The organism is Streptomyces sp. TLI_053 (genome assembly GCF_900105395.1).
Classification (GTDB): Bacteria; Actinomycetota; Actinomycetes; order Streptomycetales; family Streptomycetaceae; genus Kitasatospora.
In genome coordinates this window covers 4507462-4522017 of sequence record NZ_LT629775.1, presented here as the reverse complement: position 1 = coordinate 4522017, position 14556 = coordinate 4507462, and the positions used below count along the sequence as shown (strand labels likewise).

Genomic DNA, 14556 nt, shown 5'->3' with positions numbered 1-14556 from the left:
CGCGGGTACACCGACGCGGGCGGTCCGGTGCTACCGGGCCGCCCGCGTCGGCGTTCGGTGAGCGTTCGGCCGGTGTTCGGTCGGCATGCGGCGCGGGTGGGTGCGGGGCGGGTGCGGGCGAGTGCACTTTGCAAAGTCCACGGGCTTTGCAAAGTGCACGCACGTACGAGGCCCGCGCCGGAGCGGGAAGCGGCCGGCCGGGCTCCGGCCGGGGGTCAGCGCGCCGACCGGGGGTCGGTGCAGGGGGGAGTGGGGACGATGAACGTGCAGGATCCGGGAGTGGTCGAGCTGTGGCTGCTCGAGGCCGCCACCGTGCCGGTGGGACCGGCCGAGCTGGACGGCCTCGACGAGGAGGAGCACCGGCGGGCCGGGCGCTTCGTCCGGGATGCCGACCGGGCCGTCTACCTGGCCGCGCACGTCGCGCTGCGGCACGTCCTCGGCCGGCGACTCGGGCTCGCCCCGGCGGAGCTGGCCTTCGGTCGGGAGCCGTGCCCCGGCTGCGGCGAACCGCACGGGCGGCCGCGGCTGGCCGGAGTCCCGGCCGGAGCCCCGCACTTCTCGCTCTCCCACGGCGGCGGCCGGGTGCTGATCGGCCTCGCCGGTGCCCCCGTCGGGGTGGACGTGGAGCCGTTGCCCGCGGCCGACAGCGTGGAGGTGCTCGCCACGACACTGCACCCGGCCGAGCGGGCCGAACTGGCGGACGTCCGTCCGGCGGACCGCCCCGGTGCGTTCGCCCGGCTGTGGACCCGCAAGGAGGCCTATCTCAAGGGCCTCGGCATCGGGCTCGGGCGCCCGCCCGCCGCCGACTACCTCGGCACCGCCGATCCGGCCCGGCGCCCGGCCGGCTGGGCCGTCAGCGACGTGCCGGCGGGGCCCCGGCACGCCGCCGCGGTGGCGCTGGCCGGGGGCGGTACGGCCGTGGGCCACCGGCTGCGGCACAGCCTGGGCTGACGCCCGCCGTGCTGCGGCGGCCGGCAGTGGGCGGTCGGTGCTCGGCGGCAGCGGCCAGCGGTCGGTGCTCGTCGGCCGGGGGTCAGCGCTCGGCACTCGGCGGCCGGCGGCCGGACCTGTGGCCGTCCGGGTCGAGGAGCAGTCCCTCGGTGCCCGGGGCGACCGAGGCGCTGAGGCCGGCCGGACGGGCGCCGGGGTGGTGGACGCGCAGGCAGGTGTTGCAGAGGGCGCAGGCGGTCGACTCGGACTCGGCGAGGGTGCGGGCGGGTGAGTGCGTGGGTGCTCGCTTCGAGCCGCGATCCTGACACGGGGACTTGCTCCACTTCGGAGGTGGTGGGGGGCGGTGGGGTGCGCGTCAGTTCGCGGCGGCGGAAGTGTTGGTGTCCATGTGCCTGCGCAGGCTCAGTGGGCGCATGTCGGTCCACACCTCGCCGATCCGGGCGAGGCACTGCTCCTGGGTGCCGGCCGTGCCCTCCCGGCGCCAGCCCGCGGGCAGGGGGCGGTCGGCCCACCAGATCGAGTACTGCTCCTCGTCGTTGAGGACGACCAGGTGGGTCTGCGACTGCGGGTCGACGTTCAGCTCGGCCATGGCCGGTTCCCCGATCATTTGAGGCTGGTGGGCGCGGGTGCGGGCACGTCGCGGTCCGGCCGCGTCCCCGCACGGGAGGAGCGGCGGAAGGGAAGGCCCCGGATGCGCGGAGGCGAGGCGGGCGGCCCGCACGCTCGCACGTGAGGTGTGCAAGGAGTCTCCGGGGGCCCGCTATAGGGGCTCTATACGGAGGGAACGGACCGTCGGCGCAGGAAGTCGACCCGGTCGACTTCCTGCGTGGGAGTCACCGGGTGATCGGAGTTCGCGGGAGTGGGGACGGCGGGCTGTCGGGCGGAGTAAGGAGTCGGCCGGTCCGACTTCCCACTCCGGGTGCTCAGCGGGATTCACCGGCGGGGATCGTGGTGGCCGGGGGAGAATCGGGCGCATGCGTGCTCTGATCATCACCGCCGGTTCACGGGGAGACGTCGCGCCCTTCACGGGGCTGGGGCGGAGGCTGCAGGAGGCGGGGCACGAGGTCGTGGTGGCCGCGCATGCGGGGTTCGCGGGGCTTGTCGGGGGGTGCGGGCTGGGGTTCCGGGCGGTGCCGGGGGATCCGCAGGGGCTGATCCGGGACTGGGCCCGGGCGGGGTCGCGGGAGGAGGTCCGGGCGCTGACGCGGGCGTACGCGGACGGGGTCGGCGACGGGGTGGCGGAGGCGGTGGAGGGCGGCGGGGTCGATGTGCTGCTCACGGCGTTCGGCCCGGCGCCGCTCGCCCGGGCGGCGGGGGAGGCGCTCGGCATCCCCGTGATCGGTACCTACCTCGTACCGTCCGTCCCGACGGGGGAGTTCTCGTTGCCGAACGCGCGCGGTGAGGCGGGCGCGGACCGGGAGGGCAATCTCGCCGTGGGCCGGGAGGTGGTGCGGCGGGCGGAGGCGGTCTTCGAGGGTGCCGCCACCCGCTTGCGGGCGCGGTTCGGGCTCCCTGCCGAGGCGCCCTCGGCGGGGAGCGGTGTCCGGCCGGTGTTCCACGGCTTCAGCCCGTCGGTGCTGCCGCGCCCCGCGGACTGGCCGTCCTGGGTCGGCGCGGCCGGCTACTGGTGGCCCGCCCGGCCGGACGGCTGGCAGCCCCCGGCGGAGCTGGTCGACTTCCTCCGGGCGGGCCCGCCGCCGGTGTTCATCGGCTTCGGCAGCATGGCGGTGGGGGAGGGCGAGCGGCTCGGCGAACTGGTGGCCGGAGCCGTGGAGCGGGCCGGTGTGCGGGCGGTGGTGCAGGCCGGCTGGGCCGACCTGGACGCCTTCGGTACCGACATCCTGGCCGTCGGCGACGTGCCGCACGACTGGCTGTTCCCGCGCACCGCCGCCGTCGTCCACCACGCCGGGGCGGGCACCACGGCCGCCGCACTGCGGGCCGGCGTGCCCGCCGTGCCCGTCCCCGTCATGGCCGACCAGCCGTTCTGGGCGGCCCGGCTGTGCGAGCTGGGCGTCGCGCCCCGGGCGCTGCCCTTCGCGGACCTCACCGCCGAGGCCCTCGCCACCGCGATCACGGACAGCCTCACCGACCCCTCCTACGGCCGCCGCGCCGCCGACCTCGCCCGCGCCATCGCCACCGAGGACGGCGCGGCACCGTTGCTCGCCCACCTCGGCCCGGTCACGGCGGGCTGACCGGCGGCTGTGTCAGAACGAGGTGAGCAGGCTTCGATCAAGATCCTTAGTCCGCGACGGGAATTCTTCGAAGTTCAGGTGGACGGGTGCTTTCCCGACTCCCTAGCTTTTTAGCTGCCGGTCCGATCGGCCGGCTCTTGAGGAGGCGATCACCATGGCCGAACGCGCCAATTTGACGCGTCTGACCGGTAAGTTCGACGGTCCCGTCTGCGATGACGACGACTGTCCGAACATCTATGCCACCGATCGAGGAACCTTCGTGGTGCAGGGCGATCGGTTCGGTGCCCTCGCCGTTCCGGCAGGTGAGGCAGCGGTGGAGATTCCCCGTCACATCCTGGAGGAGGCAGTCCGTGCTCTTGGATGGTGACCAGTGGCGCAGGCACTTCGACGGGTACCGGCACAGCGCGTTCCGTCTCGAAGCGCAGCCCCTCTACACGATGCCGCGCGAGGCCGAGAACGTCGCGCGATTCCTGCGGGGAGAGCCGAAGCCGGTCGAGCACAACGCGGCGTGGCACACGCGAGTGCGGGGCTTCGTCTCCTCCGGTCGGACGATCGGGCGGGTGCGAGTAGTGCGGCAGCCGTTGACCGACTACCAGTGCTACCAGTTCGCCTGGGGCATCCCTGGCAACATCGCCGCAGGCGAGGACATCCGGATCCTGGACGTCACCGAACGGGACTTCGGCATCCCGCTCCAGGACTGGTGGATGTTCGACGAATCCTCGGTGGTGCGGCTGAACTTTCGTGCCGACGGCACGCAGATCAACCGGGAGTTGGCCGACGACCGTGCGGAGGAGTGCCGGGAAATGAGGCGAACCGCACTCGCTCATGCGGTGCCCTTCGCAGAGTATGTGAAAGCCCACGAATGACGCTGGAGCCGGATCGGCTCGGCCGCTCAAAACGGGACCTGGCCGGGATGCTCCGAGAACTGCGACTGCAAGCCGGTCTCACAGGAGACCGGCTTGCAGTGCGTTGCGGAATCAGCCAGAGCAAGATCAGCAAGATCGAGACGGGCAGGGTGATACCCGGTGTCGTCGATGTTGAACGCATCCTGTGGGCGCTCAAGGTGCCCGAAGAACTCGCTCGCGACATCACTGCGCTCGCCAGAATCGCGAACACCGAGTGGCAGGACAAGCGCATCTCCTGGCGGCGCGGGACGGCGAGGCGGCAAGCGGAGCTGAAGGCCCTGGAATCCGACGCTACCGAGTTGCGCTACTTCCTCCCTGCGATGATCACGGGGCTGCTTGCGACTCCTGAATACATGGAAGCCAGTCTTGGGTACTCGGCCGGTGATCGTGCGGCCGTCGTCCTCCGCAAGATCGAACGTCAGGCAGTCCTCTACGACGAGTCCAAGACGTTCACCTTCGTCCTGACCGAGCAGGCGGTCAGGTGGGCTCTGCTTCCGCCGCTGGCCATGGGAGTGCAGATCGACCGATTGGTCTCGCTGTCCCGCTTGCCGGGCGTTCGCCTCGGCGTGCTGCCGATCGGACGGTTTTTGCCCCGTGGGCCGATGAACACATTCACGATCTACGACAATCGCCTGGTCACCGTGGAGACCTTCACCGGCCGGATCGTTTTCCGCGACCCCAAGGATGTCGGCCGGCACCGAGAGATTTTCGACCTGTTCGAGGAGGCAGCGGTGTTCGGCTCTGCGGCTCGGGGCGTGCTCGCCGATTGGGCCGAGGCGTCCCGTCGGTGAGGCTCTCCCGGGAGGAGGGTTCATGCATGTACGGGAATGCTCTTGCGAGGGCAGAATTTGACTCCTTACGGTGAGATTGCAATTGCGGACAGTTGTTTCCGTCTGTGATGCGCACTGACCCGAGGAGGACGCAGATGACGAAGACGCCTGCAGCGCCGTGGGGTACGACGAGAATGAGCCCGTTCGAGCCGGCCGCTCCCATCCCCATGACCCCGCCGATGGTCGACCCCGAGACCCAGATCGCCGTAATCGTCGACGAGGGCGGTCGAGTGGTCGAACTGGGAACGCACGGCACCAGTACGAACGGCCTCACGCCCACCAGCACCGGTCTGGGCGACGGGGCGAGTCCTGGCGGTGCGACGGATGTCGACAGTGCCGAGTCCTACGACCAGGACCAGAGCTCGGACTGATGGCCGACACAAATGGGTCGGTGCTCGTGCTGACCAATGCGCAGGACGTGACGGCGGACCTCGTTCTGCGAGTCCTGGCAGAGCGGGCTGTTCCGGCAGTCCGGGTCGACCCCGGCCTCGATCTGCACACCGGATCCTCTTGTCGACTCGTATTTCTCTGCGATCCCGGAGAGCATGCCGACCGCCTATCGGACGGTCCGCCGGGGCGACCCGGGATGGCTGGAGGGGATCTATGCCGATCAGACCCTCATCACGCAACTGGACGGCACGATCTCGCCAGGATCGGGCAGCGATGGCGACGGCAGAGTGATCGGATCACCGACGTCCTCTTCGACTTTGCCCTCGTTGGTGCTGGCCATGTGGCAGCAGTTGGGTGTCGAGCCCGGGCACCAAGTGCTGGAGATCGGTACCGGAACCGGGTACTCCACCGCGCTCGGTGCGTATCGGCTCGGGGACGCCGCCGTGACGAGCATCGAGTTCGACCCGGTAGTAGCAGAGCGGGCGGCGGCTGCGCTCAAGGCGGCGGGTTCTGCACCCAGGCTGGTTGTCGGAGACGGTCTGCGCGGTGATCCGCACGGTGGTTCCTACGATCGGCTGATCGCCACCTGCTCGGTCCGCCACCTCCCGATTCCCTGGCTCTTCCAGGTGAAGCCTGGGGGGCGGATCCTGGTCACCCTCTGCGGATGGAGTTATGCGTCAGGGCTGGTACTGCTCAATGTCACCGAGCCGGGGCGGGCCACTGGACGCTTTCTGCCCGGCTGCACGAGCTTCATGATCGCTCGCGCGCACGAGCGGCCCGCGAGATCCGGGCTCACGCTGCTCTCGGGAGAGCAGCGGGCCTCCCGGATCAATCCATCGATCATCGGCACGTGGACCGGCAGTTGGGTGGCTCAACTCGCTGCCCCGTCCGCTGAACGAATGGGCGGGGGCGATGAGCAGACACTCGTGGACGTGGCCACCGGTTCGTACGCCCGGACCGCACCGGACCCGGACGGTGGCTGGACCGTCCGGCAGCGCGGGCCGTTGAGACTCTGGGACCAGGTGGAGCGAGGTGTCGAAGCCTGGCAAGCCGTCGGTGAACCGCACCAGGAGGGATTCGGGATCACTGTGTCGGAGATCGGTCAGCGGGTCTGGATCGGCGCGGAGGACGGTCCCGGCTGGGATCTGCCGATCTGACAATGCGGTTGTGGCGGCCGCCTCGCTCAAGGTCGAGCGAGGCGGCCGTTGCGGTACGGATCAGAAGAGGTCGGCGAGGCGTTGCCACCAGGGGGTGGGGCGAGGGGTGCGGGGGCGGTGGCCACGGGGACGGAGGTGCTCTCGATGGGGGTGTCCCATTCGAGCAGGGTGGCTGGGAACCAGGTGACCGGCTTGGTGTCGTCGCGGGCGTTGGCCCAGGTGGCGACGCGTTCGGCGGTCGCACGGTCGGGGAGCAGCCCGCGGTCGTTGGTGGTGATGCCGAGCCGGCGGACGGCGTCGTCGTGGAGGTCGTTGCAGAGCCAGGTGTGCAGGATGCCCCAGTCGTAGCCGAGCACCTCCCAGCCCAGGGTGCGGCCGCCCTCGGCGGGCTCGGGGGTGGGGTCGGGGCCGTCGAGGTGGGCGAGCAGGACGGGTTCGTCGGTCTCCGCCTCGCGGATGTCGGTGACGAACGCGTGGACGTGGTCACCGGGGACGAGCAGGGCGAAGAGCCGGGCCTCGGCGGGGACGGCGACGGTCGCGCAGGCGGTCAGGGCCTCGGTCGGGGTGGCGAACCAGCAGTCGTCCTGCGGGAGCCAGTCGATCAGGCAGTTGGAGGCGGTGGTCAGCAGCTCGGTGCGGGGAATCCCGGAGCCGCTCAGGGGCTCGGGCACGCCGACGAAGTAGCCCGCGAGCAGGGGCTCGGTGGTGTGGGGCGTGGCGGGCCGGCGGGGCCGGAGCAGTTCGGGGAGGGCTTCGCCGGGGAGTGGCGAACGGCCCTCCGCGAGGTGGAAGAGGTAGTTGCGGAGGTACTTGTTCAGCCCGCCGTCGAGGTGGGTGAGGTAGTCGCGCAGCCCCTGCGCGGCGTCCCGGTAGTGCGCCCGGTGCTCGCCGCGGACCCGGGACCAGCGGGCGGAGGTCGTGACCGCCCACTCGCGGACCCGACCGCGCTCGTGCCACCACTCGCGCACGGTGGCGTCGGTCCAGTACTCGTCGCCGTCCATGGCGAAGCCGCCGTGGCCGGCGAAGCAGCCGTTGAGGAGGTCGTGGGTCTGCGCGGCGTCGGCCGGCTGGCGGTAGACGAACTCCCGCCCGTCCAGCGGTCCGAACTCGTCGTCGTACGCGATGTGGAACGGCGCGTCCTGCCGTCCCGTCTGCATGCTGTCGGTGTCCGCCCCGTAGAACGGCCCGGGCACGTTGCGCCAGTTGCGGTCCGCCCAGAGTCCGCCGAACTGGTCCAGGTGCGGATGCTCGACGAGCAGGCGCCGGGCGGTGGGCAGCGGGTCCCAGTAGCCGCCGGGTGTGCGGGTGGTCCCGTCGTCCATGGGAGCGGTCCGTTCTGTGGTGCTGAGCAGGGGGCCGGTGGCAGGCTCCCAGTGATATCAGAGCGGAGAAATCCCTGGTGGGGGCGGGTGGACACGGGTGTGCCCCTCGCTCCGGGGGAGCGAGGGGCACGGGTGCGGAGGGCGGCGGTCAGGCCTTGCGGATGTAGTAGCCGGTGCCGCTGCCGTAGCAGGCGTTGGTGCTGTAGGAGCTGGTGACGATCCAGCCCGCGGGGAGAGGGGAGAAGGAGCACACGGAGGCGGTGGTCTGGGTGGTGATCTTGGCGATGCTGTAGCCGACGCCGGTGCCGGCGCAGGCGTTGGTGCTGTACGACCAGGTCACGACCCAGTTCGGCGGCATCGGGGTGAACGAGCACACGGAGGCGCTGGTGGAGTTGGTGACGTTGGCGATGCTGTAGCCGACGCCCGTGCCGGCGCAGGCGTTGGTGCTGTACGACCAGGTCACGACCCAGTTCGGCGGGATGGGCGTCATGGAGCAGACGCTGGCGCTGGTCGCGTTGGTGACGTTGGCGATGTTGTAGCCGACGCCCGTGCCGATGCAGTTGTTGGTGCTGTAGGACCAGGTGATGACCCAGTTCGGCGGGATCGGCGACATGGAGCACACGCTGAGGCCGGTCATACCGTTCGAATCAGTGATGTTGTAGCCGACGCCGGTGCCCGGACAGGCGTTGGTGCTGTACGAGGAGGTGATGACCCACCCGGCCGGGACGGTGCCGTTGGAGCAGATGCTCGCACCGGCCGTGACCCGCTGCGTGGCGGCCTGGGCCGGCGCGGTCGCGGCGGTCATCAGGCCGAGGAGCATCAGGACGGCGGTTATCAGGTGCGGGACGTGCTTCCGTGCGGTCTTCATGTCGGGCTGGGATCCTCTCGACGTTCCACGGCTGCGCTCATGCAACCGAGACGAACCATTTGCTCACTGCCTGTTCGTCGCGGCTGAGATGGTGTCAGAGATGATGAAGTGACACCAGGGTGCAGTGTGACCGCCTCGCGAGGGCCCGTCAGAGCCTGCGAATGGTGTAGGCGATGTTGCTGCCCGCGCAGGTGCCGGTGCTGTACGAGCCCGTCACGACCCAGCCGGCGGGGAGGGGCGAGAAGGAGCAGACCGTGGTGGTGGTCTGGGTGGTGATTTTGGCGAGGGTGTAGGCGTAGCCGAACCCCTCGCAGGTGCTGGTGGCGTAGGAGCCCGTGATCACCCAGTTGGTGGGGATGGGGGAGTTGGAGCAGACCGTCACGTTGGTCAGGTTGCTGGTGTCGAGGATCGTGTAGATGTAACCGGCACCCGCGCAACCGTTGTTGCGGTAGGAGCCCGTGACGACCCACCCCGCCGGAATGGGCGAGTTGGAGCATATGGTCGTGCCGGCGGTGAGCCGCTGGGGGGTGGCCTGCGCCTGGGCGGATGCGGCGGTCATCAGCCCCAGGAGCAGCAGTACGGCCGTGATCAGGTGCGGGACGCGGGTCCGGAAGGTCGTCAAGGTCGGCCTCGGATTCTCTGGGTGGTCCCCGACTGCGCGGATGCAGCCGCGGCGAACCATTCGTTCACTGCCTGCCTGTCGCGGCTGAGATGGTGTCAGAAGTGTGAATACGGCACCAGGGTGCGGTGGCCGCGCTCTCCTCCCTCGGAGGTGCAAAGGGCGGCCCCCGCGCTCGGGTCGAGCGCGGGGGCAATCCAGGCAGGGGCGGTCGTCAGGCCTTGCTGATGGTGTAGGCGTAGCCGCTGCCTGCGCAGTTGCTGGTACTGAAGGAACTGGTCACGACCCAGCCGGCGGGGATCGGGGAGAACGAGCACACCGTGGCGTAGCTGATTCCGGTGGTGCTGGCGATGGAGTAGGCGTAGCCGCTGCCTGCGCAGTTGCTGGTGCTGTACGAGCTGGTGACGACCCAGCCGGTGGGAATGCGGGAGAAGGAGCAGACGGTGGCGTAGCTGATTCCGGTGGTGCTGGCGATGCTGTAGGCGTAGCCGGTGCCCGGGCAGTTGCTGGTGCTGTACGAGCTGGTGACGACCCAGCCGGTGGGAATGGGCGAGAAGGAGCAGACGGTGGCGTAGCTGATTCCGGTGGTGCTGGCGATGCTGTAGGCGTAGCCGGTGCCCGGGCAGTTGCTGGTGCTGTACGAGCTGGTGACGACCCAGCCGGTGGGAATGGGCGAGAAGGAGCAGACGGTGGCGTAGCTGATTCCGGTGGTGCTGGCGATGCTGTAGGCGTAGCCGGTGCCCGGGCAGTTGCTGGTGCTGTACGAGCTGGTGACGACCCAGCCGGTGGGAATGGGCGAGAACGAGCACACGGTGGCGTAGCTGATCCCGGTCGTATCGGTGATGCTGTAGGCGTAGCCGGTACCCGGGCAGTTGCTGCTGCTGTACGAGCTGGTGACGACCCAGCCGGCCGGGATCGGCGAGTTGGAGCAGATGGTCGCGCTACCGGTGAGCTGCTGCGAAGCGGCCTGTGCCTGGGTGGTTGCGGCGGTCATCAGCCCCAGGAGCAGAAGTACGGCTGTCAGCAGGTGCGGGATGCGGTTCCGTAAGGCCTTGATGGTCATTCTGGGATCCCCTCGGTGCTCTGTGACCACATTGATGTAGTCGCAGTGAACGATTCGCGCACTTCCTGTGCGCGGTGGTTGTGATGCTCTCAGGGCTGTTGCGGGTGCACCAGGGTGCCTGAGGGGTACGGATGCCGGGCCCGATCGGCGTGGTTGTGCCCCCGCGCTCGGGTCGAGCGCGGGGGCACGCGGGGCGAGGGGTGTCAGGCCCTGCGGATGTTGTAGCCGAGGTTGTTGCCCGCGCAGTTGCTGGTGCTGAAGGAGCTGGTGATGACCCAGCCGGCGGGGATGGGGGAGAAGGAGCACACCGTGGTGTAGCTGATGTTGGCGGTGCTGCTGATGTTGTAGATGTAGGTGTTGCCCGCACAGTTGCTGGTGGTGGAGGCGCTGTTGATCACCCAGCCGGTGGGAATGGGGGAGAACGAGCAGGCGGTGGTGTAGCTGATGTTGGCGGTGCTGCTGATGTTGTTGGCGTAGGTGGCGCCGCCGCAGTTGCTGGTGGTGGAGGCGCTGTTGATCACCCAGCCGGCGGGGACGGGGGAGAACGAGCAGACGGTGGTGTAGCTGATGTAGGCGCTGTTGGTGATGTTGTAGCTGTAGGTGGCGCCCGCGCAGTAACTGGTGGTGGAGGCGCTGTTGATCACCCAGCCGGTGGGGATGGGGGAGAAGGAGCACACCGTGGTGTAGCTCACGCCGGTGGTGTCGCTGATGTTGTAGACGCGGCCGCTGCCGCAGCTGCTGCTGGTGGAGGCGCTGTTGACGACCCAGCCGGTCGGTATCGGAGAGTTGGAACACACGGTCGCGCTGCCGCCCAGCGGCTGCGGTGCGGCCTGGGCCTGGGTGCTTGCGGCGGTCATCAGCCCCAGGAGCAGAAGTACGGCGGTCAGCAGGTGCGGGATGCGGTTCCGTAAGGTCTTGATTGCCATTTCGGGATCCCCTCGGCGTTCTGTGACCACACTGATGTGGCCACTGTGAACGATTCGCGCACTTTCTGTGCGCGCCGATGGCGATGCTGGCAGGGCCGTCGCGGGGTGCGCCAGGGCGGCGCGATCGCCGTGGAGGGGGAGCGAGCGGATCAGGCCGCCCTGCAAGGTGTCCGGCCCGTAGTTCACATTCCGGCTACGGCGGCGATAAAGGCAGGCCGAAGAGCCTCGAACCGGATGTCGTCGTCGCGCGGGCGATGGAGACGTTCCAGGGCAAGGGCTGCGCCGGCACCTCGCCCACCGATCTTGCCGAGGCGACAGGGGACGCCGAGGTGGCCTTTGCCGCTCCTTTGGCTCCAAGCGTGAGGGTGTTCACCAGGGAGCTGGGCCGCTACGGCCGGACCGGTACGGAATTGGCCGAGGGATCCCTCTTGGGGCCGGGTACCGCCAAGGAGTGCATCCGTGCGCACTTGCTGCTGCTCGTGGACATGAACGGTCCGGTGCGGTGCAGATGCTGCGGCCCCTCGCTCGGGCGGAGCGAGGGGCCGCAGGGGGTCAGGCGTGGTGGTCGAGTTCGCTGGCCTTGATGGTGCGGAGGAGGGTGGCGAAGGTGTCGGGGGCGGTGCGGAGTATGAGTTCGCCGTCATCGGACTCCCGGAGTTCGACCAGCCCACTCACAGCACGTACTTCGACACAGTTGTCGTTTGCTGCGGAGTAGCTGGACTTTTGCCAGGTCTGGCTAGCCATGCTTGCGTTCACTTTCCTTCATGATGGACTGGATTAGGTCTCGCGACCTTTCCTCGGACAACGCTGTGGATCCCATCTGCGCGATGAGCGCACGGAATCTCGCCAGGTGTGCGGGTGCGTCGAAGAGCTGACCGCCATGGCCTGTGTCCATCTGTGCAGCGTCCAAATCGACGACGGGTCCCTCCGCATAGGTGAAATTCTCGCTCGGGCTCGGGACGGAATCGACTCCGAACGGAACGATGCGGAGCGAGACATTCGGGAGCTCTGATTCGGCAAGAAGTGCTTCGAGCTGTTCGGCGAGGTCCCTCGGCCCACTGAACTGCATGCGAAGGGCTGCTTCGTGTATGAAAGCGCAGAACGGCGTGGCACCGGATTTCACCATGAGCTGCCTTCTCATGCGGAAGGACGTTCTGAGTTCGACCTCGTGGGGAGGCAGGGGTGGGTATGTCTGGGAGAACAGGGCTGAGGCATAGGCAGTCGTCTGAAGCAGCCCAGGAATGAAGGTTGTTGTGTAGGTGACGAGTCTCCGCGCATCAGATTCCAGCTCCGCTACGTCCAGGAAGTCTGTGGCGAGCTCTCCGCGATACTCCTCCCACCACCCATTCTTCCCTCGCGCTGTGATGATTTCAGCGAGAGCGTCGATCAACGGTTGATTGACACACATGCACAGTGCGGCGACGGTGCGCAGTCGCTCGACACTGATGCCGGTCTTCCCTGCTTCCATCTGCGTCACGTGAGCGGGGTTGATGCCAAGGTCGCGAGCGAGCTGGCTGCCTCCAAAGCCGGCCTGCTCCCGCATCCGCCGCAGTTCTGTGCCGAGCCTGCGTTGACGGAGAGTTGGGTTGGAGCGAAGGGCCATGGCGTCCTCTCTGGATAGCGCAGGGCCAGTGTGCCGCGCCCACAGCGAGCGGGTCCATCCGGGCCGGATGCCACGGTAGGGGGAACTTCCCGATTGGCGCCACAAATCTGTGGCGACGTGGGCTATGGTCTGTCTCACAGCGATCCGACGGATCGTCAGTAACGCCTGTTTCCTGCGGCGGTAGGCGCCTGCTGCCCGTTTTCGGCGTACGTTCCTCCCCCCTCCCTGCCCCTCCCTCTGGAGGTTCGCCATGCGTGCCTGCAACCCGCCCGACTGCTCCGCCGTCCGGGCCGAACTCCGCTCCCTCCTCCGCACCGCCGGGTGGCCGCCGGACAGCATCGCCGACGCCGAACTCGCCTTCCAGGAACTGTTCGTCAACGCCTGGCAGCACGGCCGCTGCCCCGCCCCGGCCGTCCTGGTCTGCCTGCGGCCCGCCACGCTCCGCGTCGCCGTCTGCGACGACTGCCCCGAGCTGCCCGAACCCCGGATCTCCGCCGACCCCTACGCCGTCTCCGGGCGCGGACTCCACCTCGTGCGCGCCCTCACCCACCGGGTCGGCGCGGACCCCACCAAGACCGGCAAGGTCGTCTGGTTCGAACTGGACTTCGCCGCGTGAACACCCCGATCGACCCTCACGACCGGATCCTGCGCACCTACACCGAGCCCGAGGTCACCGCCCTCCTGCGAGAGCTCCACGAACGCGGCAGACCCCTCGGCCTGCGCTGGGGCTCCGCCGCCGTCTCGGAGCGCACCATCGACGGCCGCCTGCTCGTCGACTTCGGGGACGCCCCCGTCTCCACCCTCCTCAACCTCCTCGAACTGATGCGGGAGGCGGACCGGGAATGAGCGCCTTCCTCGTCGGCGCGGCCTTCGTCGTCCTCCTGGCGCTGGCGATCGCCACGGTCGTCACCGGCGTCGTCACCGCCCTCAGGATCGGCCCGCCCCCGCCGCCCATCACCCGCCACGGCCACTGGGAACCTCACACCCACCCCGACGGCACCACCGAACACACCTGGACCCCCCACCAGACCGACCCCGACAACCCCCAGCCCCACTGACCGCCGAAGCCGCACCCCACCGGTGGGCCCCTTGCGACCAACAAGGGGCCCACCGGAAAAGCGCAGGAAGTCCATCCCGTCGACTTCCTGCGCCGACCCGCGACCTCCGAGCCTCAAGGCGTCGAGGGGGTGCCGCTCGCTCGGCCAGAGCGAGGGGCAGCCCGGAACGAAGGTGGATCGTGGTGGGAAGTCGACGGATCCGACTTCCCGCTTCTGGCTTCCCCAGAACGAAGGTCTCGCGGACCCGCAGGTGCGGCGGCTCCGAGCCGGACACGAAGAGCCGCAACGGCTGGATCCCGTACTCGGCGTCCAGCCGCAGGGCCACCTCGTGCGCGACGACCGAGCCCATGCTGTGCCCGAACAGCGCCAGCGGCACGTCCGCCAGCTGCCGCAGCGCGTCGGCGATCTCGTCGGCCATGGTGTGCACGGAGGGCCGCGAAGGGTTCGCCGATCCGGTCCTGCCGGCCCGGGTAGCAGGCCGCCAGCACCTCGATGTCGGCGGGCAGCGAGCGGGCCCAGTCCCGGTAGGCGGTCGGGGCGCCACCGGCGTGCGGGAAGCACACCAGGCGGCAGCTCGGGGCGGCGGTCGCGCGGTAGGAGCGGAACCACCGGGCTGCGGAGTCGGTCATGGGCGTCCTTCGGGACCGAGGGAGCGGGCGTCCCGACCACGGT

The 14556-nt window shown here is 69.3% G+C and carries 18 protein-coding genes and 1 pseudogene; 10 read left to right on the top strand and 9 right to left on the bottom strand.

Going from position 1 to position 14556, the window contains the following annotated elements; all coding sequences use genetic code 11:
* Window positions 1-258 precede the first annotated feature (258 nt).
* The gene (locus BLU95_RS18130; protein ID WP_093860948.1) at window positions 259-951 is read left to right on the top strand and encodes a 4'-phosphopantetheinyl transferase family protein; all 693 of its coding nucleotides are present in this window, start codon (window positions 259-261) and stop codon (window positions 949-951) included.
* 355 nt (window positions 952-1306) lie between these two features.
* Here BLU95_RS18130 and BLU95_RS18125 read toward each other — a convergent pair whose 3' ends face one another.
* The gene (locus BLU95_RS18125; protein WP_093860947.1) at window positions 1307-1540 is read right to left on the bottom strand and encodes an MbtH family protein; all 234 of its coding nucleotides are present in this window, start codon (window positions 1538-1540) and stop codon (window positions 1307-1309) included.
* Window positions 1541-1925: 385 nt separating this feature from the next.
* Here BLU95_RS18125 and BLU95_RS18120 point away from each other — a divergent pair, with 385 nt between their 5' ends.
* The 6 genes from BLU95_RS18120 (at window position 1926) to tgmC (ending at window position 6425) form a co-directional block, all read left to right on the top strand.
* A complete protein-coding gene (locus BLU95_RS18120) occupies window positions 1926-3143 on the top strand; it encodes a glycosyltransferase (protein WP_107452574.1) in 1218 nt (405 codons plus the stop codon).
* Window positions 3144-3297: 154 nt separating this feature from the next.
* A complete protein-coding gene (locus BLU95_RS18115) occupies window positions 3298-3510 on the top strand; it encodes a hypothetical protein (protein WP_093860946.1) in 213 nt (70 codons plus the stop codon).
* Window positions 3494-4009: a DUF6879 family protein gene (locus BLU95_RS18110; protein ID WP_093860945.1), complete on the top strand. Its 516-nt coding sequence runs from the start codon at window positions 3494-3496 to the stop codon at window positions 4007-4009. Before BLU95_RS18115 ends, BLU95_RS18110 begins: the two co-directional genes overlap by 17 nt.
* A complete protein-coding gene (locus tag BLU95_RS18105; RefSeq protein WP_093860944.1) occupies window positions 4006-4839 on the top strand; it encodes a helix-turn-helix domain-containing protein in 834 nt (277 codons plus the stop codon). The genes BLU95_RS18110 and BLU95_RS18105 overlap by 4 nt, the downstream gene beginning before the upstream one ends.
* 134 nt (window positions 4840-4973) lie before the next feature.
* Window positions 4974-5249, top strand: a complete 276-nt coding sequence (tgmA, locus tag BLU95_RS18100; protein ID WP_093860943.1) for a putative ATP-grasp-modified RiPP — start codon at window positions 4974-4976, stop codon at window positions 5247-5249.
* A gap of 87 nt (window positions 5250-5336) precedes the next feature.
* Window positions 5337-6425 carry an ATP-grasp peptide maturase system methyltransferase gene (tgmC, locus tag BLU95_RS18095; RefSeq protein ID WP_353653582.1) on the top strand — a complete coding sequence of 363 codons (1089 nt, stop codon included), beginning with the start codon at window positions 5337-5339 and terminating at the stop codon, window positions 6423-6425.
* A gap of 26 nt (window positions 6426-6451) precedes the next feature.
* Here the strand turns inward: tgmC and BLU95_RS43315 are convergent, their stop codons facing one another.
* The 7 genes from BLU95_RS43315 to BLU95_RS18060 all read right to left on the bottom strand — a co-directional run bounded on the left by BLU95_RS43315 (window position 6452) and on the right by BLU95_RS18060 (window position 12826).
* Window positions 6452-7747, bottom strand: a complete 1296-nt coding sequence (locus BLU95_RS43315) for a hypothetical protein (RefSeq protein WP_197698769.1) — start codon at window positions 7745-7747, stop codon at window positions 6452-6454.
* A 148-nt stretch (window positions 7748-7895) separates the two neighbouring features.
* Window positions 7896-8615 (bottom strand): hypothetical protein, encoded by a 720-nt coding sequence (locus tag BLU95_RS18085; RefSeq protein ID WP_093860941.1) that lies wholly within the window; start codon window positions 8613-8615, stop codon window positions 7896-7898.
* Window positions 8616-8763: 148 nt separating this feature from the next.
* Window positions 8764-9237, bottom strand: a complete 474-nt coding sequence (locus BLU95_RS18080) for a hypothetical protein (RefSeq protein ID WP_093860940.1) — start codon at window positions 9235-9237, stop codon at window positions 8764-8766.
* Between the two features lie 211 nt (window positions 9238-9448).
* Window positions 9449-10297: a hypothetical protein gene (locus BLU95_RS18075; RefSeq protein WP_093860939.1), complete on the bottom strand. Its 849-nt coding sequence runs from the start codon at window positions 10295-10297 to the stop codon at window positions 9449-9451.
* Window positions 10298-10500: 203 nt separating this feature from the next.
* Window positions 10501-11223 carry a hypothetical protein gene (locus BLU95_RS18070; RefSeq protein WP_093860938.1) on the bottom strand — a complete coding sequence of 241 codons (723 nt, stop codon included), beginning with the start codon at window positions 11221-11223 and terminating at the stop codon, window positions 10501-10503.
* Window positions 11224-11775: 552 nt separating this feature from the next.
* Entirely contained in the window at window positions 11776-11967 is a 192-nt protein-coding gene (locus tag BLU95_RS45110) for a DUF397 domain-containing protein (protein ID WP_093860937.1), read from the bottom strand.
* Window positions 11960-12826: a helix-turn-helix domain-containing protein gene (locus BLU95_RS18060; RefSeq protein WP_159424924.1), complete on the bottom strand. Its 867-nt coding sequence runs from the start codon at window positions 12824-12826 to the stop codon at window positions 11960-11962. Before BLU95_RS18060 ends, BLU95_RS45110 begins: the two co-directional genes overlap by 8 nt.
* A gap of 250 nt (window positions 12827-13076) precedes the next feature.
* On the opposite strand from BLU95_RS18060, the gene BLU95_RS18055 reads away from it, so the two are divergent.
* Genes BLU95_RS18055 through BLU95_RS18045 form a run of 3 tightly spaced genes read left to right on the top strand, consistent with a single transcriptional unit; the run spans window position 13077 to window position 13884 of the window.
* Window positions 13077-13442: an ATP-binding protein gene (locus BLU95_RS18055; protein ID WP_093860936.1), complete on the top strand. Its 366-nt coding sequence runs from the start codon at window positions 13077-13079 to the stop codon at window positions 13440-13442.
* Window positions 13439-13672 (top strand): hypothetical protein, encoded by a 234-nt coding sequence (locus BLU95_RS18050; RefSeq protein ID WP_093860935.1) that lies wholly within the window; start codon window positions 13439-13441, stop codon window positions 13670-13672. The genes BLU95_RS18055 and BLU95_RS18050 overlap by 4 nt, the downstream gene beginning before the upstream one ends.
* Window positions 13669-13884 (top strand): hypothetical protein, encoded by a 216-nt coding sequence (locus BLU95_RS18045; RefSeq protein ID WP_093860934.1) that lies wholly within the window; start codon window positions 13669-13671, stop codon window positions 13882-13884. Before BLU95_RS18050 ends, BLU95_RS18045 begins: the two co-directional genes overlap by 4 nt.
* Here the strand turns inward: BLU95_RS18045 and BLU95_RS45570 are convergent.
* Window positions 13781-14513, bottom strand: a pseudogene (locus BLU95_RS45570) (thioesterase II family protein). The gene BLU95_RS18045 and the pseudogene BLU95_RS45570 sit on opposite strands and share 104 nt — an antisense overlap.
* Window positions 14514-14556: the final 43 nt, after the last annotated feature.

What these genes read in the sequence shown, in the direction of transcription:
- tgmA (WP_093860943.1), top strand. Translation starts at nt 4,974, where the DNA reads ATGACGAAGACGCCTGCAGCGCCGTGGGGTACGACGAGAATGAGCCCG.
- BLU95_RS18085 (WP_093860941.1), bottom strand. Translation starts at nt 8,615, where the DNA reads ATGAAGACCGCACGGAAGCACGTCCCGCACCTGATAACCGCCGTCCTG.
- BLU95_RS18130 (WP_093860948.1), top strand. Translation starts at nt 259, where the DNA reads ATGAACGTGCAGGATCCGGGAGTGGTCGAGCTGTGGCTGCTCGAGGCC.
- BLU95_RS18120 (WP_107452574.1), top strand. Translation starts at nt 1,926, where the DNA reads ATGCGTGCTCTGATCATCACCGCCGGTTCACGGGGAGACGTCGCGCCC.
- BLU95_RS18045 (WP_093860934.1), top strand. Translation starts at nt 13,669, where the DNA reads ATGAGCGCCTTCCTCGTCGGCGCGGCCTTCGTCGTCCTCCTGGCGCTG.
- BLU95_RS18055 (WP_093860936.1), top strand. Translation starts at nt 13,077, where the DNA reads ATGCGTGCCTGCAACCCGCCCGACTGCTCCGCCGTCCGGGCCGAACTC.
- BLU95_RS18075 (WP_093860939.1), bottom strand. Translation starts at nt 10,297, where the DNA reads ATGACCATCAAGGCCTTACGGAACCGCATCCCGCACCTGCTGACAGCC.
- BLU95_RS18125 (WP_093860947.1), bottom strand. Translation starts at nt 1,540, where the DNA reads ATGGCCGAGCTGAACGTCGACCCGCAGTCGCAGACCCACCTGGTCGTC.
- BLU95_RS18115 (WP_093860946.1), top strand. Translation starts at nt 3,298, where the DNA reads ATGGCCGAACGCGCCAATTTGACGCGTCTGACCGGTAAGTTCGACGGT.
- BLU95_RS18060 (WP_159424924.1), bottom strand. Translation starts at nt 12,826, where the DNA reads ATGGCCCTTCGCTCCAACCCAACTCTCCGTCAACGCAGGCTCGGCACA.
- BLU95_RS18105 (WP_093860944.1), top strand. Translation starts at nt 4,006, where the DNA reads ATGACGCTGGAGCCGGATCGGCTCGGCCGCTCAAAACGGGACCTGGCC.
- BLU95_RS43315 (WP_197698769.1), bottom strand. Translation starts at nt 7,747, where the DNA reads ATGGACGACGGGACCACCCGCACACCCGGCGGCTACTGGGACCCGCTG.
- BLU95_RS18070 (WP_093860938.1), bottom strand. Translation starts at nt 11,223, where the DNA reads ATGGCAATCAAGACCTTACGGAACCGCATCCCGCACCTGCTGACCGCC.
- BLU95_RS45110 (WP_093860937.1), bottom strand. Translation starts at nt 11,967, where the DNA reads ATGGCTAGCCAGACCTGGCAAAAGTCCAGCTACTCCGCAGCAAACGAC.